Genomic DNA, 24,674 nt, shown 5'->3' with positions numbered 1-24,674 from the left:
GCAGTCCCCAGAGATCAGCAGCAGCATCACCGCACCGAAGGGAATTCAATGACGAACAGATCCAGATGGCCTTGGGCCGCGACCGCCGCCGGCATCACCGCGGCGGTCTTCTCCGCGGGGCTCGTGGCCGGACCCGCACCCGCCGCCCCGGCAGCCGACGAACCTGTGCCGGCCGGCGCCGTGACCGTGCGGCCGGACCCCTCCTACCAGGGTGACGCCTTCGAAGGGTGGGGCACCAGCCTGGTCTGGTTCGCCAACGCCACCGGCGATTATCCGGATGAAGTCCGCAACAAGCTTGCTGACATGGTCTTCGGTGACGAGGGGCTGAACCTCAACATCGCGCGGTACAACATCGGCGGCGGAAACGCGCCGGACGTGAAGGACTACCTCCGGGCCGGTGGCGCCGTTGAAGGTTGGTGGAAGGCCCCCGAGGGCACCACCCGGCAGGACAGGGACTGGTGGGATCCGGAAAATCCGGACCACTGGAACCTCGACGCCGACCAGACGCAGCGCTGGTGGGTGGACCGGATCAAGAACGACATCACGCACTGGGAAGCCTTCAGCAACTCCCCGCCGTGGTTCCAGACGGTCAGCGGATACGTTTCGGGCGGCTTCAACTCCTCACAGGACCAACTGCGGACCGAGAGCGTTGACGACTTCTCCTCTTACCTGGTGGGCGCCGTCAAGCAGCTTGAAAAAGCCCACGGCATCAAGATCGACACCATCGACCCCATGAACGAACCGAACACCCCGTACTGGGGAACCAGCCTGAATACGGCTGGCCAGCCCGTCGGCGGTCGGCAGGAAGGCGCCCACATGGGCCCCGAACTGCAGCAGAAGGTGATCCAGTCCCTGGCCAAAGCGCTGGCCAGTGCGGACACCGGCGCCGTCATCAGCGCCATGGACGAGACCAACCCCTCCACCTTCGCCAACAACTGGAACAGCTATTCCGCCGACGCCAAGGCAAACGTTGAGCAGCTCAACGTCCACACCTACGGGACCGGCCAGCGGACAGCCGTCCGGGACATCGCCAAGGGCGAGGACAAGCCCCTGTGGATGAGCGAAACCGGCGGCTCGTGGATGGACGGGCAGAACTTCACCAGCATGCAGCCGGGCCTTGGCCTGGCCCAGCACATGGTCAACGACCTCCGCGAGCTCGAGCCCGAGGCCTGGGTGTTCTGGCAGCCCGTTGAGGACTACAACAATATGAAGCCCGGCGGTGAAAGCGCCATTGGCTCCAACTGGGGCGAGATCCAGCTGCCCTTCGACTGCGCCGCCGGGGACAACCTCGAAAGCTGCCCGATCTACACGAACACCAAATACAACACCGCGCGGAACTTCACGCACTACATCAAGCCAGGGGACCGCCTGGTCAAGGTGGACGACATGAACAGCGCGGCCGCCGTCTCCGACTCCGGAGCCACTGTGGTGCACGTGAACGATAGCAAGCAGCAGCGCCAAGTTGCACTTGACCTCTCCGGGTTCGGTGCGATCCAGGGGAACGCCACCGTGACGCCAGTGACCAGTGACGCCTCCGGAGCGCTGGTGCAGGGCGAGCCGGTCGCCGTCGGAAAGGACCGCACCGCGGTCCTCACGGTAGCGGCCGAATCCGTCACTACTTTCCTCGTCAATGGTGTGCACGGCGTGGCCAAGGACGCCGCGCTGATTCAGGCGGATCACGTCTACCGCCTGCAGGGCGTCGAAAGCGGCAAGTCCCTCACGCAGGGAACCGGCAGCACCGCCGTCATCCGTTCCGGGGCCGGCGCCGACCAGCAGTGGACCATCCGCCGCCTCAGCGGCGAGAACAGCAACCGTGCCCGCTACGCGATTGAAACGCCCGACGGCGGGCGGCAGCTCGCCGTCGTCGACGGAACACCCCAGCTGGCCCCGGCGGAACCATCGCCGGGTGACGCCTCCCAGTGGACCATGTCCACCACCGGCGACGGCACCTACACGTTCGTCAACGCGGCAACCGGCAGGCTCCTCGAGGTGGGCGGGCACGCCACTGCGGACGGATCTCCAGTGACCCTGTGGACTGCCAACTCCGGCGAGAACCAGCGCTGGCGGGTCATCGATGAAACTGTTCAGGGATTCCAGAACGTCACGGCTTTCACCGTTCCCGGGACCGCTCCGCAGCTACCCGCCACAGTGGTCCCCGTCTACCGCGACGGCGCCCGGGGCGAACTTCCGGTGACCTGGACGATGCCGCCGGAGAACCGGTGGAGCACACCCGGAACCGTTGACGTGCGCGGAACGGCGACCGACGTCCTGGGTGCTGCGCATCCGGTGACGGCCAAAGTCACGGTGGACAAGCTCGTCTCGACGCTTCCGGCCCGGGCCAAAACCTACGCCGGCGGAACGCCCGCGCTGCCCGCCACCGTAACAGCGGTGACTGCCGGCGGCAGCAAAGTGGAGCGGCCGGTTGTCTGGGATGCCGCCGGACCGTTCACCGCAACTGGCGTTGCCACGGTGGCGGGCACCGCCGACGCCGCCGACGGGCGGACGCTGCCCGCCACCGTGCGCGTCCAGGTCACAGCGGGAACAGCCGACAACGTGGCCGATGACTCCGGCACCACGTTCAGCGCCACGTTCACCGAGCCGGGCTACGGCACGGCGGGGCTGGGCAACGGCAACCTGACGGACAAGGCCTGGTCCAACTGGAAGTCGGGCACCAAGAACACCACCGACACCCTGTCCGTGGCGCTTGCGAACCAGAAAACAGTGACCGGAGTGAAGGTCCACTTCTACCGCGACGGATCCACCGACAGCTACGCCCAAAGCCTCCAGGCGCAGACTAGGGCAGCCGACGGCATTTGGCGGAACGCTGGCGCTCTGATCCAGGTCCCCGGCGGCAGCCCCGCCCCGGTGGTCACGGTCCCGGTTGCCAATGTGGACACAAGTGACGTCCGCGTGGTGCTCACCGCCCGGCCGAACACCCACATGACGGTTAGCGAGGTGCAGGTGCTGGCGCTGGCTCCGGGCAAGTCCTCTGACGCCACGGCCGCCGGGATCTCCGTCAACGGCCAGCCGGTGGCAGGCTTCGACCCGAACGTGACCTCGTACCGGGCAGAGGCCCAAGGGTCACGCCTGGAGGTCACGGCCATCGCGGCGGACCCCTACGCCACCGTCACGGTGCAGCAGGCGGACCAGCCGACGGGTATGGCCGCGGTGACAATCCGGAGCGAGGACGGAAGCCAGACCCGGACCTACGAGGTCGTGTTCAGCCGCTAGTCGTTAGCCGCCCGAACCGCGGTGGCACTGGCGGAAGTACGGCAAGAGGGCACCTGGTGCGTCCCCGAGAGACGCACCAGGTGCCCTTTTGGCCGTCTCATAGCCGCGTCTTAGCCGGCATCATGGACAACTTCGCCCCATCCACGAGGCGGACGACGACGTCTGGGACCGGTCTTCCGGATCAATGTCACCGCCCTCTTGGGTCTGACCCGCGCCGTGGGCAACGTCGCCTCCGAGGCCGGCCTGCGCGGGATCCGCCGCCGGCGCCGCCTACGCCGCGTCCAAGCACGCCGTCGTCGGCGTGACCAAGAACTCGGCCGTGATGTACGGCCCCAGGGGCCTGCGCTTCCTCGCCGTCGCGCCCGGCCCCACCATCACCAGCATCGTGGCCAACTGGGGATCCCAGCTCGCGGCCGAACGCCTCGGCCCGCTGATGCAGGCTATCGTCCCCACCCCCGCCACCACGGCGCAGCTCGCCGCCTCCACCACGTTCCTGCTCCGCGACGACGGCACCAAAGTCAACGGCGCCGTCCTCGCGTGCGACGGCGGCTGGTCGGCGCTGTAGGAGAGCGGTATCCGACGCAGGCTCAAAACCTACATGCGGGCGTCATTGGCTGGCTGCGAGCGGCAGATGGGGCACAGACGACTGGCACGATTGGCGTTCGATCAGCTTGACCGGGATGACGTTCTTCCGCCTGAACCTCTTGGTGGGTGCTGCAATCCGGGCCAAGATGCGTTCAGCAGCAACTCGTCCGACGTGGCGAGGGTTCTGATCGATGACTGACACTGAGGGCTGGAGGACGTCCGCCATGGGGAAGTCGCCAAAGCTAATCAGGGCAATGTCGGTTCTGTTCAAGGCCTGCAGGGCAGGGAAAACGCCCGTGGAGAACCGGGCGTTGGAGGAGAAAATGGCGGTGGGTGCGTCGGGCAGCGCCAGCAGGGTCCTGCAGACATGGGCGGCAGCATCGCCGTCGCGCGAACCGAGTGCTATCAGGTCATCGTCGTTCTCCAGGCCGGCGGCCTCGAGGGCGGCGCGGTAACCCTCGAGGCGAAGCTTCGTTGTGGGGACCTCAGTTGAGTCTCCAACGATGGCGATGCGGCGGTGCCCGTGGGCGATGAGATGCTGCGTCGCTTCAAAAGCCCCGCCGAAGTCGTCTTCAACGAAGTAGTCCGCGTGAAGCTTGGTGGGGATCCGGTCAATAAACACGATGGGGAAGCTGTCCTGCCAACGCGCCAGGTAGGACTGGTCAGCGGCGATCGGGGCGATGATGAGGCCGTCGATCTGGCGACGGACCGTCGTTTCAATGATGCTCTTCTCCAGGGCCGGGTTGTCTCCGAGGCTGGTGACGACGATAGCCATGTCGTGTTCACGCGCCGCCAGTTCGATCCCCTTCGTGACGGCGGCGAAAAAGGGATCCGCGACGTCGGGCACGGCGATGCCGATGACGGCTGACCTGCCCTCGCGGAACGTGCGAGCGAGCATGTTCGGGACATACTTGAGCTCGCGCATGGCCGCCTGGACGCGCTCCCGCGTGTCTTCCGTGACGTGCGGGTCATCATTGAAGACCCGGGACACCGTCTTGGCGCTCACCCCGGCACGCGTGGCAACATCCTGCATGGTCGTCACGGTTCGGCTCCTTTATCGTTCGCTGGGCACACCCTAGAGCGGCGCTGTTCAAAAGCGGGGACGCCACCAGCGCTGATCATGTCATCGGTGACAACCGCCCGCCCACACAATCCTGCCCCATGATCAAAGCAACTTCAAGCAAGTCATGTCATCGATGACATAAGTTTTTGAAATTTCCTTGACATCGATGACATGGGGCCTCTAGGTTTTGTGTCAGGCAGGTCACAGCGAGTTCTCGAATCAGAAGTTCGAGCCTCGCAATCAGGGCCTACCGGTTCGTTTCAGGCAGCGCTTCAAAGGTGTAGCAGCAGAGCTTCTTCACCGTGGCATGACCAACGGAGGAGACAATGATGAACACCGCTGAAGAGCAGGCCCCGGCACCCGCCCGGGGAGCTGAACGGCTGACTTGCTCACTGGATGAGCTGGTGGCGCGGGCCGGTGTCCTTGCTGCCGCTGGAAGCCGACGCATCCTCGGAATAGCTGGTTCGCCCGGCGCCGGAAAGTCCACTGTGGCGCAGGCGATCGCCGATTCCCTGGGCGGCCAGGCTGCCCGGGTGGGCATGGACGCCTTCCATCTGGCCAATTCGGTCCTTGTGGCCCTCGGCTCCCGGGACCGCAAAGGCGCTCCAGACACCTTTGATCCGAGGGGATATGAAAACCTGCTGCGCCGGCTCAAGACAAACAACGAACCGGTAATCTATGCCCCGGTCTTCGACCGCAGCCTGGAGGAATCCATCGGCAGCGCGGTCCCAGTGGCCCGCGACGTCCCCCTGGTCATCACCGAGGGAAATTACCTCCTGCTCGACGCCGAAGGCTGGCGGGGATGCAGGGAACAGATCGACGAGGTCTGGTTCCTGGACATCAATGACGGCGAACGGCAGCTCCGGCTGCTGAGGCGGCACGAAGCTTTCGGCAAGATGCCCGACGAAGCAGAGGCATGGGCGCTGGGCAGCGACCAGCGCAACGCCGATGTTGTTGTCTCCACCCGGGAGCGGGCCGATTTGATCATCGACCTGAGGCAAGCCCCCACCCAAGCCTTGGCCCAGGCCTGAACGAAGAGGAAGACAAAGTGACAACACAACGAAGTGTCTCTGGCTGTCCGGCCGGAGCCTCTGCAATCGTCCCGTACCAGCTGACAGGTGTTACGCCATGACAACAATCCCGGTTCTGGAAGCCCGCGGCCTGACCCGCAGCTTCGGCAACGTACGCGCCCTGGACGGCGTCGACTTCGACGTCAACGCCGGCGAGGTGGTTGCGCTCATCGGCGATAACGGCGCCGGAAAATCGACGCTCGTGAAGGCGCTGTCGGGAAACCTGGCATTGGACTCCGGCAAGATCCTGTTCGCCGGCGGTGAGGTGGAACTTGGTTCCCCGAGCGAGGCCAGCCGCCTGGGCATCGAAACTGTTTACCAGGACCTTGCCCTGGCGCCTCACCTCAATGCGGCCCAAAACATGTTCCTGGGCCGCGAAATCGCCAAGCCCGGCTTTCAAGGTCGCCTCGGGTTCATGGACAACAAGACCATGCGCGCCAAGTCACGGGAAGCCTTCGACGAACTTGGCGCCACGGTCCGGAGCCTCTCCGACCCCGTCGGCAGCATGTCGGGCGGCCAGAAGCAGGCGATCGCGATTGCCCGGGCCGTTGCCTGGGCCAAGGGCGTCATCTTCCTGGACGAACCGACAGCCGCACTTGGCGTGGTGCAGACCAGGAACGTGCTCGAGACCATCCGCCGGGTACGTGACAAGGGCGTGGGGGTCGTGTTCATCAGCCACTCGATGCCGCACGTCATCGACGTGGCCGACCGCGTCCAAGTCCTCCGGCTCGGACGCCGCGTGGCCACTTACGAGGCCAAGAAAACATCTGTGGAAGAACTAGTCGGCGCAATGACCGGCGCACTTGATGGAGCACACTCATGACCACAACCGAAGCCGTACCCCGCACCGCCGGCACTGCATCCGAAATCTCACGCGCACACACGCTCAAGCAGGTGCTCCAGGTTCAGTCGTTCCAGATCCTGCTGGTTCTGCTGGTCATCTTCCTGGCCTTCTCCGCCCTGGCACCGGAAGTGTTCCCGACGTGGGGCAACGTCCGTCAGATCATCCAGAACGTCTCCATCCTCGGGGTCCTGGGCATCGGCATGACCTTTGTCATCGTCACCTCGGGCATCGACCTGTCCGTCGGATCCAACCTTGTTTTCTCGGGGGTAGTGGCGGCCAAGGTCATGCAGGCCATGGGCGGTTCCGGGTGGGGGACAGCAGTTGTGGGGATTCTCGTCGCCGTCGGATGCGGGCTCGGCTGGGGGCTCCTCAACGGGGTCCTCATCGCGAAGGCCAAGGTGCCGCCCCTGATCGTCACCCTTGGAACACTCGGCGGCGCCTTGGGGCTGGCGCAGGTCATCACCGGCGGCGTGGACATCCGGGAAGTCCCGGCAGTGCTCCAGGACACCATCGGCTACGGCAACGTCCCGGGAACCACCCTGCCGACGATTTCCCTGCTCGCCATAGTCCTCATCCTGATCTTCGGCACCGTGCTCCACCGGACCCGTTTCGGCCTCTACACCTTCGCCGTCGGCTCCAACGAGGAATCCGCCAGGCGGGTCGGCGTGAAGGTCGACCGCCAGTTGATCTCCATCTACGTCCTCTCCGGCGGCCTAGCCGGGGTGGCAGGCATTCTGTCCCTGTCCCAGTACGGCACCACCGCCATCGCGGGCCAGTCGGCGACGAACCTGAACGTCATCGCCGCCGTCGTGATCGGCGGAACCTCACTCTTCGGCGGCGTCGGCACCATCTTCGGAACCGTCGTCGGACTCTTCATCCCCGCAGTGCTGCAAAACGGCTTCGTCATTGTCGGCATCCAGCCGTTCTGGCAGCAGGTGGCCGTCGGCGCCGTCCTCGTCGTCGCCGTCTACGTCGACCAACGACGCCGGGCCGCGGCTGCCCGGGGGCATGCCGCCAAGGCCGACGGCAAGAGGAAACTTTTCGGCCGACGATCCCGCTGATTCTCCCAACTACCCCTTCACACACACAGGAGCCCGACAATGAAGTTAACCCCTAAAGTCACCCTGCTCGCCGCAGGTGTCCTCGCGGCAACGTCCCTCACCGCCTGCGCCGGCGGCACCGCCTCGGCAGGGAGCGGAGGCGCAACACAGCCCAAGCTCACGTTCATCCAAGGCGTCGCGGGAGACGAGTTCTACGTCAGCATGCAGTGCGGCATCGACGCCGCCGCCAAGGCGGCCGGCGCCACGGTCAACACGCAGGGACCGGCCAAGTTCGACCCGACGCTGCAAAAGCCCATCGTGGATTCTGTCGTCGCATCCCAGCCTGACGCCATCCTCATCGCACCCACCGATGTGGCCGCGATGCAGGCGCCCTTGAAGGCGGCCGCAGCAGCCGGCATCAAGGTGGTCCTCGTTGACACCACGGTGGAGGACCCCTCATTCGCCGCGTCGGCGATCGCCTCGGACAACAAAGGCGGCGGCTTGGAGGCCTTCAAAGCCATCAAGAACCTCAGCCCCAGCGGGGGCAAAGTCCTGGTAATTTCCACCGACCCCGGCGTCTCGACGGCGGATGCCCGCGTCGCCGGATTTGAAGACGGGGCCAAAGCCGACTCGTCCTTCGAGTACCTGGGCGTGCAGTACAGCCACAACGACCCGGCCGAAGCTGCCAAGCTCGTCTCTGCTGCCTTGGCCAAGGACCCGGACATTGTGGGCGTATTCGCAGCCAACACCTTCGCGGCAGAAGGCACGGCAACGGGCATCCGCCAGGCAGGCAAGCAGGACCAGGTCAAGATCGTCGGCTTCGACGCCGGGCCCGCGCAGGTCAAGCAGCTCAAGGACGGCGTCGTCCAGGCCCTGATCGCCCAGGAACCTGCCTCCATCGGCACGCAGGGTGTGGACCAGGCCATCAAGGCCATCAACGGCGAGTCCACCCAGAAGGAGATCCAGACCGGGTTCAAGCAGATCACCGCGGAAAACATCAGTGGTGACGGCGCCCAGTATGTCTACAAGTCCTCCTGCTAGACGGTTTCCGGCGCCGTTGCCCGCACTCTCCAGCGGGCAACGGCACCGCTCCTGCCTCTCCCAACCGAAGAGAAGAATGACATGACGTCCCTGAATGAAGCGGCCCTCCCGGAATTGGAAGGCCGGCTCCCCATCCCCTCGTATGACCGGCACGCCGTCCGGACAGGCATTGTCCACTTCGGCGTCGGCGGGTTCCACCGCTCGCACGAAGCCATGTTCATCGACCGCCTGCTGAACCTCGGGGGCTCGCAGGACTGGGGAATCTGCGGTGTCGGTGTCCTGCCCTCGGACGCCAGCATGCACGGTGTCCTCACCAGCCAGGATGGCCTTTATACCCTGGTGTTGAAGGGCGTCGAAGGTGCCGAAGACGCCAGAATCATCGGTTCCATCACCGAATACCTCTTCGCGCCCCACGACCCGGCAGCGGTCATCCGCAAACTTGCAGATCCGGCAACCCGCATAGTCTCCCTGTCCATCACCGAGGGTGGCTACAGCATCAACGACAGCACCGGGGAATTCGATCCCCGCACGCCGGACATCCTCCATGACCTGGAGCCGAACACCGTTCCCGGCTCCGCCTTCGGCCTGATCACCGCAGCCCTGGCGCAGCGGCGTGAGCAGGGCGCGGCCCCGTTCACCGTCATGTCATGCGACAACATCCAGGGGAACGGCGACGTCGCCCGCAAGGCGCTCGTGTCCTTCGCCCGGCTCAAGGATCCGGAGCTGGCCGGCTGGATCAGCGAAACCGTAGCCTTTCCGAACTCCATGGTGGACCGCATCACCCCCGTCACCACCGACGCCGACCGGGCTGCGGTGGACGCGGCCTACGGCTTCTCGGACGCGTGGCCGGTGATTGCCGAGCCTTTTGAACAATGGGTCCTTGAGGACAAGTTCCCCACCGGCCGCCCGCCCCTGGAAGACGCCGGTGTGCAGCTGGTGGACGACGTGGAGCCTTATGAACTCATGAAGCTCCGGCTCCTAAACGCCAGCCACCAGGTGATGAGCTATCTCGGCTACCTCGCGGGCCACCGGTATGTCCATGAGGTCTGCACGGATCCGCTGTTCGCCGATTTCATCGCCGGCTACATGGAACGGGAGGCGACACCCACGCTGCGGCCGGTGCCCGGCATCGACCTGCACGCCTACCGGAACGAACTCATTCACCGCTTCTCTAACCCCGCCGTCAGGGACACCCTCGCCCGCCAGATGGTCGACGCCTCCGAACGGATCCCTAAATTCGTGCTCCCTGTCGTCCGTGAACAGCTCCGCCTCGGAGGCCCCATCGACCGGGCGGCCCTGGTGATCGCAGCCTGGGCGCGCTTTCTCGAAGGTACTGACGAAAACGGCGAACCCATCGACCTCACCGACAGACGGCTTGGTGACCTGCGCGCCGCCCTCCGGGCGGACCACGCGGAACCTGGTGCCTTCCTCAACCTGACCGCTGTCTTCGGCGAACTGGGCCGGAACACCCGCTTCGCCGCCGCATACCGGCAGGCCAGGGAAGCCCTGCAACGGTCCGGGGCGCGCACTGCCGTCCAGGACCTCACCGAACCTTCGATACCCACCAGGAGCACCTCATGACCGATTCACCCACCATCAGCACTGCCGCCGTCGAAAACCCAGCAGCGGCTGGCTTCAGCGGCCGCACCATCCTAGTCACCGGCGCGAGCGGCGGCATCGGGGCCGCCACCGTCAGGCAGCTCGCTGCCGCCGGGGCAAAAGTGATCGCCAGCGCGCGCACGCTCGAGTCGCTGGCAGCGCTCTGCGACGAGACCGGCGCGCAGCCCTTGGCCTTCGACCTGACCTCCGAGGACAGCATCCGGGACGCCCTCGAGGGCCTTGCACTCTGGGGGGTGGTGAACTGCGGCGGCTTCGGCGGCGAAATCGCGACCCCGCAGGACACCGACATCGACGTCTTCGACGAGGTCATCAGTATCAACGCTCGCGGCGCCCTCCTGGTTATCAAATATGCGGTTCCCGCCATGATCAGCCAAGGCAACGGCGGCGCAATCGTCAACGTTTCCAGCCAAGCCAGCATGGTGGCGCTGCACGGCCACATCTCCTACGGATCCTCCAAAGCGGCCCTGGACAACATCACCCGGGTGTCCGCCCTGGAACTTGGCGGGCACAACATCCGAGTCAACAGCGTCAACCCCACGGTGGTCATGACGGACATGTCCAACTTCTACTGGGGACGGCCGGAAATCGGCGGGCCCTTTCTGGAGCAGATGCCGCTCGGACGGTGGGCCACTGTCGAGGACGTCGCCGGCCCCATCGTCTTCCTACTCAGCGACGCCGCCGCCATGATCACCGGCGCATCACTCCCGATCGACGGCGGCTATACCAGCCGCTGACCGTCTTCCCGGCGCACGGGCGCCGCGAACTGACCTCACTTTGAAATGGATGACATGAACATGACCGAACAACGCGCATCCGAGGCGATCATCGTCTGCGGAGTTCCCGCGAGCGGCAAAACCACCTTTGCCCAGGACCTGGCCCGCCAGCTCCACTGGACCATCCTTGACCTGGACACCGTCACCAACCCGTTGTTTGAACACATGGGCGGCGAGTTCCTCGTCGACGTCCCGGCCGCACAACCCGCAGCGCGGGCGAGCGTGAACGATATCCGCTACACCTGCCTCTTCGATACGACCCGGGAGAACCTCGCACTGGGCAACAGTGTGGTTGTTGTAGCCCCGTTCACGTCCGAGCGCACGTTCCCGGCCGCATGGGCACGGCTCGTCGAGCGGCTCGCCATTCCCGGCTCGCGGGTTCACCTCGCCTGGATGGATACCCCGACGGGCGAGGTAGTCAGGCGGATGCAGCTCCGCGGGGCCGCGCGCGACCTCGACAAGATCAAGGAACCGGAGCGTTTCCTCTCGCCAGACGTCACCCAGCCACCCGGCGTTGCGCATATCCGCATTGACGGCTTGCTGGCGCCGCATGAGCAGATCGATCACTTCCTGGCGGACTTCGCGGCGCGGGAGGCCCTGCGCTGAGCCGCCGCTAAGCGGTTTCCACTCCAACCTTCCGCCGAGGTCAACGCCCTCTAGGGCGGCACCCCGTACAGGGCGCGATTTGTCGTGCCCGATTCCAGACCCACAGAGACCAAAACCACCCAATTAGGAGAACCAAGTGAATACACTCACGACGCTCGAACGCCGCGGCATGGCAGCGATCTCGACCCCTGGCGGCAAGATGCTCATTGTCGCCGCCGACCAGCGCAACGGCATGAAGGCCGTCATGAACGACGCACCCGACGGGCCGAAGTCCATCACCCCGCAGCAGCTCTCCGACGCGAAGGTGGATCTGGTCCGCTACCTGGGAAACGCCGCGCCGGCGATCCTGCTCGATCCCGAAGTTGCCCTGCCCCGCGTGGCGGACGAAGGTGTCCTCTCCCGCGACACCGCCTTGGTTGTAGGCCTAGACGCTTCCGGATTTGAGACGGCCGACGGCCTGCGCTATACAAAGTTCGTCCCGGGGATGTCGCCTCGCAGGGTACGCGAACTGGGCGGTGACGTCGCCAAGATGCTCTGGTACATGCGCCCCGATCGTCAGGACGCCGGTTCGCGCGTCGCTGACGAGATCCGCGAACTCGTCAAGGCATGCACCGACGAGGGTCTCCTCCTCATCGTTGAGATCCTGGTCTACCGCCTCGAAGGCGAAAGCGAGGAGGCCTACGCCAGTGCGTTCCCTGGCCTGGTTGCCGACTCTGCACGGCTCTCCGTCGAGTGCGGCGCGAAGGTGCTCAAGCTGCAGTACCCGGGGTCTGCCGAGGCCAGTGCTGCGGTCACCGAGGCGTCTGCCGGCGTGCCGTGGGCTGTCCTGTCCGCGGGCGTTGACCACGAGACGTTCATCAAGCAGGTCGAGATTGCGGTGGCCAACGGCGCCGGCGGTGCCATGGCTGGCCGCTCGCTCTGGAAGGACAGCCTGGCTGTCTCCGCGGAAACCCGCGAGCACCTGCTGACGACACGTGCCCTCCCGCGCTTGCAGGAGCTCGAAGCTGTCGTGGACGGCACGCTTGTGGCTTCCTAACCACAGAACGGGCGACGGCGGGACATCCCGCCGTCGTCCGCTCACCTGAGCTCCGCGGTCAACTCCAGAACCGCATCGATTGTCAGGATTCGTTCCGGGAAAGGCAGCAGCGCGGGACCACATGCGGGTGGGCGGATAACGCTCGACGGCGTGGACGTCACCTCCGTGTCCCGGCGGGAGCTGCGCTCGCGGATGGGGATGGTGCTGCAGGATACGTGGCTGTTCGGCGGGACCATCCGGGACAACATCGCGTACGGCCGGCCTGATGCTACTGAGAACGAGATCCTGGAGGCGGCGCAGGCGACGTACGTGGACCGGTTCGTTCACTCGCTGCCGGAGGGGTACGACACGGTTTTGGAGGACGAGGGTGGGAATGTGTCGGCGGGGGAGAAGCAGCTGCTGACGATTGCGCGGGCGTTCCTGGCCCGGCCATCCGTTTTGATCCTGGACGAGGCGACTTCTTCAGTGGATACGAGGACCGAGGTGCTGGTGCAGAAGGCGATGAGTGCTTTGCGGTCAGACCGGACGAGCTTCGTGATCGCGCACCGCCTGTCCACCATCCGCGACGCCGACCTCATCCTGGTGATGGAAGCCGGCCAGATCGTGGAGCAGGGGACGCATACGTCCTTGCTGGAGACGGGCGGGGCATATGCGCGGCTGTATGAGGCGCAGTTCGCTGCTCCGGTGGCGGAGGTTTAGCCTATCACTAGGCGGCGGACGAAGAGCGTTCAAGAGCCGCCGCGGACGCGGCGTCGACAAGGCGTGGGCGCACCGGATGCTGCTCAGGCGCGCCGGCGACACCCTGACCGGGAACGCCGCCCACCGCCTGGCCGACGTCTTCGCCGCCGGCGACCCCACCGGCCTTCTGGAAGCTGTGTGGAAGGTCAACGAACAGCTGAGGGTACTGCTCTCCGGACAGGGTCTTCGCCGACGCAGCCGCAGCGAAAGACCACCTCAGAGTCCTTATTGAGGCCGCCGCACGGCCAGAGACGAACAAGCTCTACCGCACTGTCTGCAGATGGTGGAAAAAGATCGAAGTCCTCATCGCCACCGGCGCTACAACGGTCAAGGTAGTGGCACATAGCACGGGGATCATGCACATCAAACGCACGGCCGGCAATTGCAAATCGGTTATTCTCATGGGAATGCCGTCCGGACGGCGGCATGACACTCATCCGGGAAACCATTTCCCCATGAACCACCAAGAGCCAGTTACGACGTGAACACGTCCAGAACCGTCATGGCTTGGAGCAACTTGTGGCGGATGCCGGTTGGCGTAGGCGTTCTCTTAGCGTCCCGGACCGAGGTCCGGCAGACGGGCGTTGGCGCCGTTTATCCGGGTGCGTGCCAGCCGTAACGGCACTCACCTTTGGCGCACTGCCATGCCGAGCGGGTCCGCCGGGAACGACCGGAGCGTGAAGCGACGAGCTCATCAGCGCGGTAACCGGTGCCAATGGGTCAGATTTTGGCGATGACGCGCTGGTTAGCTGGTTAACCGGCACGTCCAACACATAGTGGAGGCCGCGTTTCTCCAGGGCCGGCGCCGCCCGGGGCTAGTCGCAGGGCACGCACGACGTTGAGCCCTCAGGCTGCTACGCCGGGGCGACCACAATCTGTCGCCATGAGGCGTCGAACTCCGTACCCCTTGCGGAGTCCTTAGAGGGAAGTGCTGTGCCTTCAACTGCCGCCCATCGTCTCGAAGCGGCCTATATGGGACCAGCGCCGCGTTCCTTAGCAGCTATTTTCCTAGAACAAATTTCGGCTGCATGCTTGCCAAATTTTCCGTATCGCGATAAGAATTTACCATCGTGATTTAGTTCACGCTCAAAACTAAAGCAAAGGAGCTGTTATGGGCCGGGAACCATCTGCATCTGCCATCCAACGATTGGCCTCACACAACGTGTCACGGAGGTCGTTCTTCGCATTCACCGGCGGTCTTGTAGCGGCGGGCGGGTTGGCCTCCTGCGCGGTTGCCCCCCCAAAATCAGGTGCCACCGGAACCGTTCGCTTCGCGTGGTGGGGGAGTTCAGAGCGTCAGCGATTGATCGGCGGGTATGCCTCGGCATTCGAAAACACCCGCGACGGCGTCAAGGTGCAATTGGAGCCAGCCGAGTTCAGCGGTTTCACCGATCGGCTTTCGGTGCAGGCGGCTGGTCGGAATCTACCCGACGTTTTCTGGATGCCCGCGAACACCGTGACAAGCTACGCGGACAGCGGTTCGCTGTACGATCTGGACAAGTTGCCCAAGGGCACGATCGATTTCAGCGCGTTCGACACCAAGGCGGTGGACTCGTGGCGGCTTCTCGACGGTAAGCAGTTCGCGCCGGTGTATTCAGAGTACAGCCCTGCGACGATGATTGACCGAACGGCGTTTTCGGCAGTCGGAATCACTGATTTGCCCGACGACGAGGCCTGGGACTGGGAGGATCTCGGCCAGCTTGCGGTCGATTACGCAAAGGCTGCGGGTAAGGGTAAGTGGGGCATCGCCAATATGGCGGCCTTCTACCAGCATGCCCACTTGTGGATCCGGCAGCAGGGGGCCGAAGCGTTCACCGCCGATGGCAAGATCGGCTTCGACCAGGCCGCGCTCGGGACCTGGTTCGACTGGTGGCAGAGGTGGACCGATGCCGGCGGAGTGATCCCGGCTGCGGTGACTGGAGGGAAGAACCAGTGGACGCAAACGGGCCACCAGAGTGGGCTCTATCTGGTCCAGCTCAACCAGTTCCTCGATAGCCAGGCGTTCTCGAAGGGCTACGATGGCGGCCACGAGCTGGTCCTTGCGAAATCGCCCGAGGTGGCCGGAAGTGGCGATGACTACCACTTCAAGTATTACGTTCGGTTGTGCATCGCAGCGAACGCCACAGACCCGGAGCTCGCAGGGTCGTTCATCAACTACATGCTCAATGACCCGTCCTCGGCGGAGGTCCTCGGTATCGCGTCTGGCGTGCCTTCGAACCCGGACATCGTCAGTGCCATCCGCAAGCGTAATGACCCGGCGGCCACCAAGGTACTTGACATGCAGGCCAGGATCGACGAACGCCCCGCACGTGCTCGTCCCGAGCCGCCCTTGGGCGGTTCAGGGTGGCAGTCACTCGTCGAGCGCGCAGCCGACGACATCTTTAACGGTGGGGTTCCCATTGCCACGGCAGTTCAGAACGGAATCGACAAGTTGCAGTCGGACCTGGATCGAGCCTGATTCATGGCGACCGGAATATCTCCTTCCCAAACGCGCACCCCACGACGTCCGAAGGTTCGCGGAAAATCGCAGCGCTCGGCATACGTCTTCCTGCTGCCTTGGATCATCGGTTCCGTGGTTATCACCGCAGGCCCGCTGGTTGCCTCTCTGTTCTTGTCGTTCACCGACTACAACCTGCTGGAACCGGCAACGTGGGTTGGTGGCGAGAACTACGTCACTATGTTCACGGCGGACCCGCGTTTCTACAAATCGCTTGCCGTCACTGGCACCTACGTGTTCGTGTCAGTACCTCTGCAGCTCATCGGCGCATTGGCGCTGGCAATCTTTTTGGACAAGGGAGTACGTGGGATCGACGCCTACCGTTCTGCCTACTACCTCCCCTCTCTGCTCGGTGGGAGTGTTGCAATCGGTCTGCTGTGGTACATCGTGTTCGGCTACAAGGGTGGATTCAACACGCTGCTCAGTGGCCTGGGATTCGAAAATCTGCCCAACTGGATCAACAATCCGGACACCTCGCTGTGGACGCTGGTTGTGCTCAACCTGTGGACCTTCGGAGCTCCGATGATCATTTTCATGGCGGGCTTGCGGCAAATCCCAGCTGAACTCTACGAGCAGGCGCAACTCGATGGTGCTGGCCGGTGGCGGCAATTCACAAATGTGACTGTGCCACTACTGACACCGATCATCTTCTTCAACCTCATTCTTCAGCTCATCGCGGCGTTTCAGGCATTCACGCCGGCGTTCGTGGTCAGCAGGGGAACGGGAGGGCCGGTCGACTCGACGATGTTCTACACGCTGTATCTCTACCTCGAGGGATTCACTGAGTTCAACATGGGCTACGCCTCTGCCATGGGATGGATTCTGCTCGTCATCATCGGCATCTTCACCGGATTGAACTTCCTCTTCTCCAAGCATTGGGTCTTCTATAATGACTGAAACTGCCGTCCTGTCCACTTATGAGCTTCCGAAGAATGACCGGCCGACGCCGACGTTGAAGCGGCGGGTGCAACCGCGGCGGCGATTGCGCCAGAACATCAAGCACGTCATGTTGCTGCTCGGCGCGCTGCTCATGCTGTATCCGATTCTCTGGCTGTTGAAGAGTTCGATCACCCCAGAATCGGAGATTTTGACCTCTTTCTCTCTTATCCCCACTGGCTTCACCCTTGATAATTACACCAATGGATGGCAGTCGGGGGTCGGCAATGGCGTTCCCTCGTACATCGTGAACTCGTTCATCGTCGCCATTGGCTGCATCATCGGGAACCTCATGTCCTGCTCGATTGCGGCATACGCCTTCGCCCGGTTGGAGTTCAGGGGCAAGAACGTCATGTTCGCTTTCATGCTCGCAGGCATCATGCTGCCGTACCACGTGATCGCGGTGCCCCAGTATGTCGAGTTCGCGTCTGTCGGGCTCGTCGATACCTACTGGCCCCTGATCTTGCCGAAGTTGCTGGCGACTGACTCCTTCTTCGTGTTCCTCATGGTGCAGTTCCTGCGTGGCGTGCCGCGGGAACTCGACGAGGCTGCCTCGATCGATGGGGCAGGAACGTTCCGCACCTTCTTCCTGGTCATTCTTCCGCTCATGCGCCCGGCTCTCGTGACGACCACCATCTTCACTTTCATATGGAATTGGAACGATTTCTTCAGCCCGCTCATCTACCTGAACAATCCATCGCTCTACACCCTGCCGCTCGGCCTCAACGCACTAGTCAGCACGGAATCCGGCGCGGGACTCGGACCGATGCTGGCGATGTCGGTGGTGTCGCTTGTGCCGATCGCACTGTTCTTCTTCTTAGCCCAACGGTTCATCGTGGGTGGCATTGCAACGACAGGATTCAAATGATGAGTAGCGCCGAGCGGAATCGCCCGTGGTATGACAGTGCCGTACGGTGGGGACAGACGAACTTGGTCGAGGCAGACCCAGGTCGTTTCGACCTCGACTTCTGGCGCGCGCAGTGGCGGCGCACGCACCTGCATGGCATCGTCGTCAACTGTGGCGGGATAGCCGCCTATTACCCATCAAAGGTCCCGCACCACGTGTGGGCGCCGGGCATCGAAGCACGTGACCTTTTCGGCGAGATCGTTGAGGCGGCCAGGACAGATGGTCTAGCGGTACTCGCCCGGATGGACTCGAACCGTGGGGACCCGGAGGTGTATGCCGAGCGGCCGGACTGGTTCTGTGCCGACCCAGATGGACAACCGATGATGCGTGGCGACAAGCATGCCACCTGTATCAGCACGTCCTACTATGACGAATTCATACCCTCTGTGATGACCGAGGTAGTCGAGCGATATGCCCCGGACGGCTTCGCCGACAACGGGTGGGCAGGAATGGACCGGACCCGTATCTGCCACTGCAATGCATGTGCCAAGAGCTTCGCCGCATGGCACGGCGACTTGCCGCGCAACGTCGACTGGGACGACGCCAGGTACCGCTCGTGGATCAGGTGGAGTTATGCCAGGCGAACCGAGCTCTGGGAGAACAACAACCGCGTGACCCAGAGTGCTGGCGGCGTGAACTGTCGCTGGCTCGGTCTGCTCCACGGACAACTGGCCCACAGCGCCGCGGTCTTCCAGGACGTTGCCGCCATTGCCGAGCGTACGCCGGTCATGCTTCTCGATCACCAGCGCAGGCACGGCGACGAAGGGTTCGAGCAGAATGCCGAGGTGGCAAAGCGCATGCATAGCGTGCTCCCCGCCGGGCAGAACGTGCTGGAGTGCACCGCGATGTACGACATGGGATATCCCGCGTTCCGTCTTTCCAGCATGCCTGCCGCCGAGGTCGCGCTGTGGCTCACCCATGGCTGGGCTGGGGGCACGCAACCCTGGTGGCATCACATCGGGTCAGTGCACGACGACCGGCGTCAATATGACACCCCTGTCCCGTGGTTTGACTGGCACCGCGAGCACGCCGATCTCCTCTCCAATCGGCAGCTCGTTGCCGAAGTCGGGGTGGTCTGGTCGCAGCAGAATCTCGATTTCTATGGTCGCGACGACCCCGCGAACCGGGTTGCCGCTCCCTATGCCGGAATCACCAGGGCGCTGACCACGCAAAACTTGCTCTTCACACCGGTACACGTTGATCGGATCGCCGAGGCTCAGGTCCGGGTCCTCGTTCTGCCCGATATCGCCGTACTCACCGATGCCCAGGCTGACGCGGTACGCGACTTCGCTGCTGCGGGTGGTGCGGTGTTCGCAACCGGAGACACCAGCCTTCGAGACGGTGACGGAGAAGAACGGGAGGACTTCGCCCTCGCCGATCTCTTCGGAGCGCACGCAACACGGCGGAGCCAGGGAGGACTGGAGAAGCCGCCGGCCTCGATCGAGCAGTGGGAACGCCACAGCTACCTGCGACTCGATGAGGACGAACTCAGCGATCATCCGGCGTTCACTGGGCTGGAGGCGACGCGAACGATCTCATTCGGGGGCGCGTTGCGCGAGGTCATTGCGGATCCCGACCGGGACGTGTTGCTTACCTGGGTGCCCGCGTTTCCCATCTTCCCCCCTGAGATAGCCTGGATGCGCAACCCGAAGACCAGCGTCCCTGCTCTCATCACGGGCCGGTCCGCAGGTGGTGGCCGTGTTGCGTTCCTCCCCGCGGACCTCGACCGGTGCTCGCATCGTGAGGAACAACCTGACCACGCCGCCATTATCGGCAACGTGGTGCGTTGGCTTCTCGACGGCGAGCCGACCGTGCAGGTGAGCGGTGACGCCCCGGTGGCCACTAATCTTTACCGCACCGCGGCCGGATTCGTCCTTCACGTCAACAGCCTCTTGTATGACTCGAAGATCCCTGGCCGTCAGGCACGCATCACGCCATACGGACCCGTGCGCCTGCGTATCCGGACGGGGGACTCGGTGATTGAGGAAGCGCGCGCGCACGTCGCGGGCGCCGACCTCGCAGTTTGTCGTGACGGCGAGTGGACCGAGCTCACCGTCGACCGCCTCGAAGTCCACGAGGTAGTCGAACTGATCGCATCTGTCTCGTGACGCGTTGTCCGCTCGGTACCGATCAGAGGCATTCTGATCAAGGTCGCGCCGTTGGTATCGGCCCGGCGAACGACGTGAACCTGCGGGTCGCGCTGCTCGCCGAGGTCGATGACCCCATTATCTCAGTGGCCAGAGCGGCGATCGGGGACGCACTGCGCGACGCAGGCGACGAGCTCGTCGATGCGGGTGACGCCGCTGTCCGGATCAGAGCGACCTTGGACCCGTCGCTCGACGAGCAGGGCTACGAGATCGCACGATCGGGAACGGCGGATAGCCTTGACATCCGAGTCGTTGGGGGCGGACGCGCCGGACTACTGTACGGGCTCCTCCACGTCGCTGAAATTTCGCGAGACCTCGGCGTTCACTGCGTCAGCTCGGAGTCGGCGAGTCCCGACATCCGCCATCGCGGTATCAAGTTCAATGTCCCGCTCGATGCGCGCACGCCGGGCTACGCCGACGATGGTGATGCGGCGCAGGCCAATGTCGCTATCGTCTGGGAGCTTGACTTCTGGCGCGAATTATTCGACCGGATGGCGGGCGAACGATACAACCTGATTTCGCTGTGGAATCTGCATCCTTTCCCTTCGATGGTCAGGGTGCCGGGGTTCGAGAATGTTGCACTCGCCGACGTGCAGCGCGGTACCGTTCTGCCGCTCGCACATACCACCGGGATCGGGATGTTCAATGAACGCGTCGCGGCATCGGCCGAGACCGTGAAACGGATGACGATCGATGACAAAATCGCCTTCTGGAACGCCGTAATGCAGCTTGCGCACGACCGGTGCATTGAGGTGATGATCTTCACGTGGAATGTGTACAGCTTTGGCACCGAGGGTTCTGGATACGGCATCGACGACACCCTCGATTCTGAGGTGACGAAGCGCTACTTCCGGGCGAGCGTCCGCGCCCTCCTCACAACCTATCCGCTGCTCGCGGGAATCGGGGTTACCGCCGGCGAGCACATGGACCGGCACGCTGATGGACGGGTGAATCAGCTGTGGTTGCGTGAAACGTATGGTGCAGCGATCGCTGATGTGCAGAGCGCCCAGCCGGACCGGCAGATTCGTCTCATCCACCGAACTCACTGGGCGGAGATGACCGAGATCGTCGACATCTTCGGCGACGTCGATGTCACGCCCGAGTTCAGCTACAAATACTCCTCCGCACATCTGCATGCGTTGTCCCGGCCGCATTACATCGACCAGGACGGCTTTCTTGACGCGCTGCCAGACGGAGCGCACTTTTGGTTGACCGTGCGCGATGATGACTTCTACCTGCTCCGGCCCGGCGATCCTGAGTTCGTGCGGGAGTACCTCGCCCGCATCCCCGACAGGGACCGCATGAATGGCTTTTACCTCGGGCCGGATGGTTACATCCTTGGTCGCGAGTTTCTCACCTACGATCTCGAGGAGACCACCGCGCAGCGACAGCTGGTCTTCGACCGCCAGTGGTACCAGTTCGCAGCGTTCGGACGCCTGGCATACGACCCGACACTCGACGAGCCATATTTCATCGGACGGCTCGCCAGCCGCTACCCCGGTGGAGACGCGGCCACCCTATACCGAGTATGGCGAGAGGCCACGACGATCATCCCGGTGGTGAACCGTTTTCATTTCGGCGGCAACAAGTACGACTTGGACTGGTATCCGGAGGCATGCCTGAGCCACCCGCGCCAACGCACAGGGTTCCACACCGTTCACGACTTCGTCCGATGTCAGCCGATGCCGACGTCGGGAATGGTGAGCATCCCGGATGCCCATGCCGGCATGCGGGACGGGATCCTCCCTGACGAGGTCGCTCGGAGCTTGCGCGAGACTGCCGATCGCGTCGCGTCGTCGATCCCCTCTTTGAGAGCTGAGGCGGGCAGCGAACTCGAATCCGTGCTCGGTGACCTGCTATCGCTAGCGCATTTAGGGCGGTACTACTCCGAAAAGATCCTCGGCGCGGTCGCAGTTCATGCCCTGACCGTTGATCCTCCCGGCGACACGGCGATACGAGCCCTGGCGGTCGGTCACCTGACGCGCGCTGCCAGGCATTGGCATGACTACGCAGACTCCATCCACTCCCGCTACCGCCCCCAGCGGCTGAGCCGTCTCGGGGGAACATTGGTTGACCTGCATGCCCTCCAGGCTGAAGTGGAGTATGACGTCACCCTCGGGAGAAGCGCCGGGTATGACGAACATCGCGCCGTCCGGCCCGCGCTGCCGGATCGTCGCTCTGAGAATCCACGAATTTCATGACGCAAGAACCAAATGAGAGGATGCGGAAGCTTCGCGAGGGCCTGAAAGCCTTCAGCCAGAAGCCTTCACGCGTCCCGGACAGGAGCTGTGAATGATCCACCTCGACGACGGTGTGCCCGCCGTGCGTACCGCCGGCCAACTCCACTACTCGTACTTCCCGGGATCGGAAGGCGGGTCTGAACCGCTCGTGCTACTCAACTCCTTAGGCACGTCCGTGGAGATATGGGCGCCCTTACTCCCTGGCCTCACCGCAGCGACCAGCGTGGTCTGCATCGATTATCCGGGACACGGATGGTCGTCGACCATCAACGCTCCACGCGAGCTGGACGCGTTGGCTTTGCAGATTTCCGGCGTGCTTGACACGTTACAGATCGAACGTGCGCATCTGGCAGGAGTGTCGATTGGTGGCATGCTTGCGCTGCGGCTAGCCGCGCTGAGGGCGACCAGGATCCGTTCCATCGCCGTCATGGGCTCGGCGCCAACAATGGATCGCGCGCTCTGGACCGGCAGGGGAGAGCTCGTCAAAAAATCGGGAACGGCTGCGATTGTCGGGGAGCTCATGCCGCGGTGGTTCACCGCCGCATTCCGCGATGCGAACCCTGCAATTATCGAACGATACGTCGGTCTCCTGTCCCAGACCGACGACGCCGCCTACGCCGCGCTGTGCACCGCTTTGGCCGGCATCGACATCCGCCCAGGACTCATGAAGGTGCGGTGCCCGACCCTCATTGTTGTTGGCACAGAGGACCCGGGGGCGACCATCGACGACGCCGCAGAGATTGCTACCGGTATCCCGCAGGCAGACATCGAGATTGTCGAGGGGGCCGCCCACCAGCTGCAGGCGATGGCTCCCACGCGCATCACCGAACTCGTGCTAGAGCAGTTGCGGCGTGTGGCTGCCTGATCCAACTGCGCTTGTCTGGCCTTGCGCCTGCGCACACGCCGGTATCTGGGCTGCCGTTCCCGGATGCCATGCAGAGTGAAGTGAAGGTCGAGGGTGAACCGCTCCGGACCGCTGCTACAGGTCGAACGTCTGTAAAGGCGTCAAAACGAATTCGAACAGTGAGCCCCGATGATCATCGAACGTATCGAAACATTCCGGAACAGCCAGATCGCCGTGGTGCGCGTTACCGGCGCTGACGGGGATCTCGGCATCGGACAAACCGCTCCGTACGAGGTAGCCTCAACAGTTGCCGTCCTCCACGAGATCGTCGCACCCTTTTTCCTGGGACGGAACGCATGGGACGCAGAGGCGCTGGTGGACGAGTTCCTTCGCAAGACCTACAAGTTCCCGAGCAGCCTCCTGCTCCGGGCGATGGGCGGGATCGAAACCGCGCTGTGGGACATGATGGCACGCCGTGCAGGACAGCCTGTATGGCGACTGCTCGGCGGCGCCGCCCGCACATCCGTGCCGGTCTACGCCTCGAGTATGCGCCGGGACATCTCACCCGAGGCTGAGGCGGAGCGCATCGTCGCCCTAGCCGAGTCCCATGGCTTTCGGGCGGCGAAGGTGCGTGTCGGCGAGCCGATGGGACGCGACGGCGACGCCGAACCAGGACGTACCCGGCGCATCATCCCGCTCATGCGCGAGGCGGTCGGCAATGACTTCCTTCTGAGCGCCGATGCGAACGGCGGATACACCGTTTCGGAGGCCATCCGCGTCGGCCGGATGCTGGAGGAACATGACTACTTCCACTTTGAGGAACCCTGCCCATTCCCCCAAATCGAGCTCACTGCCCGAGTTACCGACGCCCTCGACATCGCGGTCTCCGGCGGCGAGCAAGATACGAGTCTTGCGCAGTTCAACCGCATGATCTCCGGACGCTCTGTCGACATCATCCAACCCGACGTCGGCTATCTGGGAGGCGTGTCTCGAACGCGCAAGGTAGCCGTTCTAGCGGAGGCTGCAGGCATCCCATGCACTCCTCATTGCGCCAATGCGTCGCTCCTCCAAATCTTCACCTTGCACGTGGCCCTCGCGATGCCCGCCTGCATACACCCGCAGGAGTGGAGCATCGAGCACGCACCCTGGGCCACCGACATCTTCGGGCCGGTACCGCAGGTCGTGGACGGGCGGGTCCCAGCGCCCGCCGGTCCCGGGTGGGGGATTGAAATCGAACCGGGGTTCCTCTCCCGGGCGGTCGCCCAGGAATCACGCATCTGAGTCGGGTGATCTCGGATATCGATCACACTCCGGCTATCAGCAAACCCAAGAACGCACGAGCCAGGAGTTAGCGGTTCGCTGCCTGCTGGACCAGGTGGAAGTCATTCAGGACCTTTACGATCTTGACCTTGCGGACGGCTGGCGCGGCAGGCTTGAAGAAAGCATGCTCTCGAAG

The 24,674-nt window shown here is 63.8% G+C and carries 19 protein-coding genes and 1 pseudogene; 19 read left to right on the top strand and 1 reads right to left on the bottom strand.

Going from position 1 to position 24,674, the window contains the following annotated elements; genetic code table 11:
• The first annotated feature begins 48 nt into the window (after nt 1-48).
• Together CXQ90_RS05480 and CXQ90_RS22820 are read left to right on the top strand one after the other, a co-directional pair.
• Nucleotides 49-3,231 (top strand): Ig-like domain-containing protein, encoded by a 3,183-nt coding sequence (locus CXQ90_RS05480; RefSeq protein ID WP_181038435.1) that lies wholly within the window; start codon nt 49-51, stop codon nt 3,229-3,231.
• 301 nt (nt 3,232-3,532) lie between these two features.
• A complete protein-coding gene (locus CXQ90_RS22820) occupies nt 3,533-3,796 on the top strand; it encodes an SDR family oxidoreductase (protein WP_258064371.1) in 264 nt (87 codons plus the stop codon).
• Nucleotides 3,797-3,838: 42 nt separating this feature from the next.
• Here CXQ90_RS22820 and CXQ90_RS05470 read toward each other — a convergent pair whose 3' ends face one another.
• Entirely contained in the window at nt 3,839-4,849 is a 1,011-nt protein-coding gene (locus CXQ90_RS05470) for a LacI family DNA-binding transcriptional regulator (RefSeq protein WP_258064389.1), read from the bottom strand.
• A gap of 356 nt (nt 4,850-5,205) precedes the next feature.
• Here CXQ90_RS05470 and CXQ90_RS05465 point away from each other — a divergent pair, with 356 nt between their 5' ends.
• The 17 genes and pseudogenes from CXQ90_RS05465 (at nt 5,206) to CXQ90_RS05385 (ending at nt 24,499) form a co-directional block, all read left to right on the top strand.
• Nucleotides 5,206-5,910, top strand: coding sequence for a nucleoside/nucleotide kinase family protein (locus tag CXQ90_RS05465; RefSeq protein WP_104137579.1), 705 nt, complete (start codon nt 5,206-5,208; stop codon nt 5,908-5,910).
• Nucleotides 5,911-6,007: 97 nt separating this feature from the next.
• On the top strand, nt 6,008-6,772 hold the full coding sequence (locus CXQ90_RS05460; protein WP_104137578.1) for an ATP-binding cassette domain-containing protein: 765 nt from the start codon (nt 6,008-6,010) through the stop codon (nt 6,770-6,772).
• Entirely contained in the window at nt 6,769-7,854 is a 1,086-nt protein-coding gene (locus CXQ90_RS05455) for an ABC transporter permease (protein ID WP_104137576.1), read from the top strand. Before CXQ90_RS05460 ends, CXQ90_RS05455 begins: the two co-directional genes overlap by 4 nt.
• A gap of 39 nt (nt 7,855-7,893) precedes the next feature.
• The gene (locus CXQ90_RS05450) at nt 7,894-8,874 is read left to right on the top strand and encodes an ABC transporter substrate-binding protein (protein WP_104137575.1); all 981 of its coding nucleotides are present in this window, start codon (nt 7,894-7,896) and stop codon (nt 8,872-8,874) included.
• Between the two features lie 81 nt (nt 8,875-8,955).
• Nucleotides 8,956-10,455, top strand: a complete 1,500-nt coding sequence (locus CXQ90_RS05445; protein ID WP_104137574.1) for a mannitol dehydrogenase family protein — start codon at nt 8,956-8,958, stop codon at nt 10,453-10,455.
• The gene (locus CXQ90_RS05440; protein WP_104137573.1) at nt 10,452-11,228 is read left to right on the top strand and encodes an SDR family oxidoreductase; all 777 of its coding nucleotides are present in this window, start codon (nt 10,452-10,454) and stop codon (nt 11,226-11,228) included. The genes CXQ90_RS05445 and CXQ90_RS05440 overlap by 4 nt, the downstream gene beginning before the upstream one ends.
• Before the next feature lie 60 nt (nt 11,229-11,288).
• Nucleotides 11,289-11,873 (top strand): ATP-binding protein, encoded by a 585-nt coding sequence (locus tag CXQ90_RS05435; RefSeq protein WP_181038434.1) that lies wholly within the window; start codon nt 11,289-11,291, stop codon nt 11,871-11,873.
• A gap of 136 nt (nt 11,874-12,009) precedes the next feature.
• Entirely contained in the window at nt 12,010-12,909 is a 900-nt protein-coding gene (locus CXQ90_RS05430; RefSeq protein WP_219816637.1) for a hypothetical protein, read from the top strand.
• 129 nt (nt 12,910-13,038) lie between these two features.
• Nucleotides 13,039-13,608, top strand: a pseudogene (locus tag CXQ90_RS05425) (ABC transporter ATP-binding protein); the annotation flags it as partial.
• Between the two features lie 76 nt (nt 13,609-13,684).
• Complete coding sequence (locus CXQ90_RS05420; RefSeq protein WP_104137570.1) at nt 13,685-13,879, top strand: hypothetical protein; 195 nt, start codon at nt 13,685-13,687, stop codon at nt 13,877-13,879.
• A gap of 1,071 nt (nt 13,880-14,950) precedes the next feature.
• Nucleotides 14,951-16,105 (top strand): ABC transporter substrate-binding protein, encoded by a 1,155-nt coding sequence (locus tag CXQ90_RS05415; RefSeq protein WP_181038433.1) that lies wholly within the window; start codon nt 14,951-14,953, stop codon nt 16,103-16,105.
• 3 nt (nt 16,106-16,108) lie between these two features.
• Nucleotides 16,109-17,041, top strand: coding sequence for a carbohydrate ABC transporter permease (locus CXQ90_RS05410; protein ID WP_104137567.1), 933 nt, complete (start codon nt 16,109-16,111; stop codon nt 17,039-17,041).
• The gene (locus CXQ90_RS05405) at nt 17,034-17,948 is read left to right on the top strand and encodes a carbohydrate ABC transporter permease (protein WP_104137566.1); all 915 of its coding nucleotides are present in this window, start codon (nt 17,034-17,036) and stop codon (nt 17,946-17,948) included. Before CXQ90_RS05410 ends, CXQ90_RS05405 begins: the two co-directional genes overlap by 8 nt.
• A 62-nt stretch (nt 17,949-18,010) precedes the next feature.
• Complete coding sequence (locus CXQ90_RS05400) at nt 18,011-20,095, top strand: alpha-amylase family protein (RefSeq protein WP_181038432.1); 2,085 nt, start codon at nt 18,011-18,013, stop codon at nt 20,093-20,095.
• 74 nt (nt 20,096-20,169) lie between these two features.
• Nucleotides 20,170-22,335, top strand: coding sequence for a hypothetical protein (locus CXQ90_RS05395; protein WP_104137563.1), 2,166 nt, complete (start codon nt 20,170-20,172; stop codon nt 22,333-22,335).
• Between the two features lie 91 nt (nt 22,336-22,426).
• Nucleotides 22,427-23,239 (top strand): alpha/beta fold hydrolase, encoded by an 813-nt coding sequence (locus tag CXQ90_RS05390; RefSeq protein WP_104137561.1) that lies wholly within the window; start codon nt 22,427-22,429, stop codon nt 23,237-23,239.
• 168 nt (nt 23,240-23,407) lie between these two features.
• The gene (locus CXQ90_RS05385; protein WP_104137560.1) at nt 23,408-24,499 is read left to right on the top strand and encodes a mandelate racemase/muconate lactonizing enzyme family protein; all 1,092 of its coding nucleotides are present in this window, start codon (nt 23,408-23,410) and stop codon (nt 24,497-24,499) included.
• The last annotated feature ends 175 nt before the right edge of the window (nt 24,500-24,674 follow it).

The organism is Arthrobacter sp. ZGTC131, from assembly GCF_002929275.1.
Lineage (GTDB): Bacteria > Actinomycetota > Actinomycetes > Actinomycetales > Micrococcaceae > Arthrobacter.
Note: the sequence above shows the minus strand (reverse complement) of the source record. Positions and strands in the feature narration are given on the sequence as shown.

Bases quoted from the DNA above. Each gene is read 5' to 3' on its own strand.
- CXQ90_RS05480 (WP_181038435.1), top strand. From the start codon at position 49: ATGACGAACAGATCCAGATGGCCTTGGGCCGCGACCGCCGCCGGCATC.
- CXQ90_RS05470 (WP_258064389.1), bottom strand. From the start codon at position 4,849: ATGCAGGATGTTGCCACGCGTGCCGGGGTGAGCGCCAAGACGGTGTCC.
- CXQ90_RS05465 (WP_104137579.1), top strand. From the start codon at position 5,206: ATGATGAACACCGCTGAAGAGCAGGCCCCGGCACCCGCCCGGGGAGCT.
- CXQ90_RS05460 (WP_104137578.1), top strand. From the start codon at position 6,008: ATGACAACAATCCCGGTTCTGGAAGCCCGCGGCCTGACCCGCAGCTTC.
- CXQ90_RS05455 (WP_104137576.1), top strand. From the start codon at position 6,769: ATGACCACAACCGAAGCCGTACCCCGCACCGCCGGCACTGCATCCGAA.
- CXQ90_RS05450 (WP_104137575.1), top strand. From the start codon at position 7,894: ATGAAGTTAACCCCTAAAGTCACCCTGCTCGCCGCAGGTGTCCTCGCG.
- CXQ90_RS05445 (WP_104137574.1), top strand. From the start codon at position 8,956: ATGACGTCCCTGAATGAAGCGGCCCTCCCGGAATTGGAAGGCCGGCTC.
- CXQ90_RS05440 (WP_104137573.1), top strand. From the start codon at position 10,452: ATGACCGATTCACCCACCATCAGCACTGCCGCCGTCGAAAACCCAGCA.
- CXQ90_RS05435 (WP_181038434.1), top strand. From the start codon at position 11,289: ATGACCGAACAACGCGCATCCGAGGCGATCATCGTCTGCGGAGTTCCC.
- CXQ90_RS05420 (WP_104137570.1), top strand. From the start codon at position 13,685: ATGCTGCTCAGGCGCGCCGGCGACACCCTGACCGGGAACGCCGCCCAC.
- CXQ90_RS05410 (WP_104137567.1), top strand. From the start codon at position 16,109: ATGGCGACCGGAATATCTCCTTCCCAAACGCGCACCCCACGACGTCCG.
- CXQ90_RS05405 (WP_104137566.1), top strand. From the start codon at position 17,034: ATGACTGAAACTGCCGTCCTGTCCACTTATGAGCTTCCGAAGAATGAC.
- CXQ90_RS05390 (WP_104137561.1), top strand. From the start codon at position 22,427: ATGATCCACCTCGACGACGGTGTGCCCGCCGTGCGTACCGCCGGCCAA.
- CXQ90_RS05385 (WP_104137560.1), top strand. From the start codon at position 23,408: ATGATCATCGAACGTATCGAAACATTCCGGAACAGCCAGATCGCCGTG.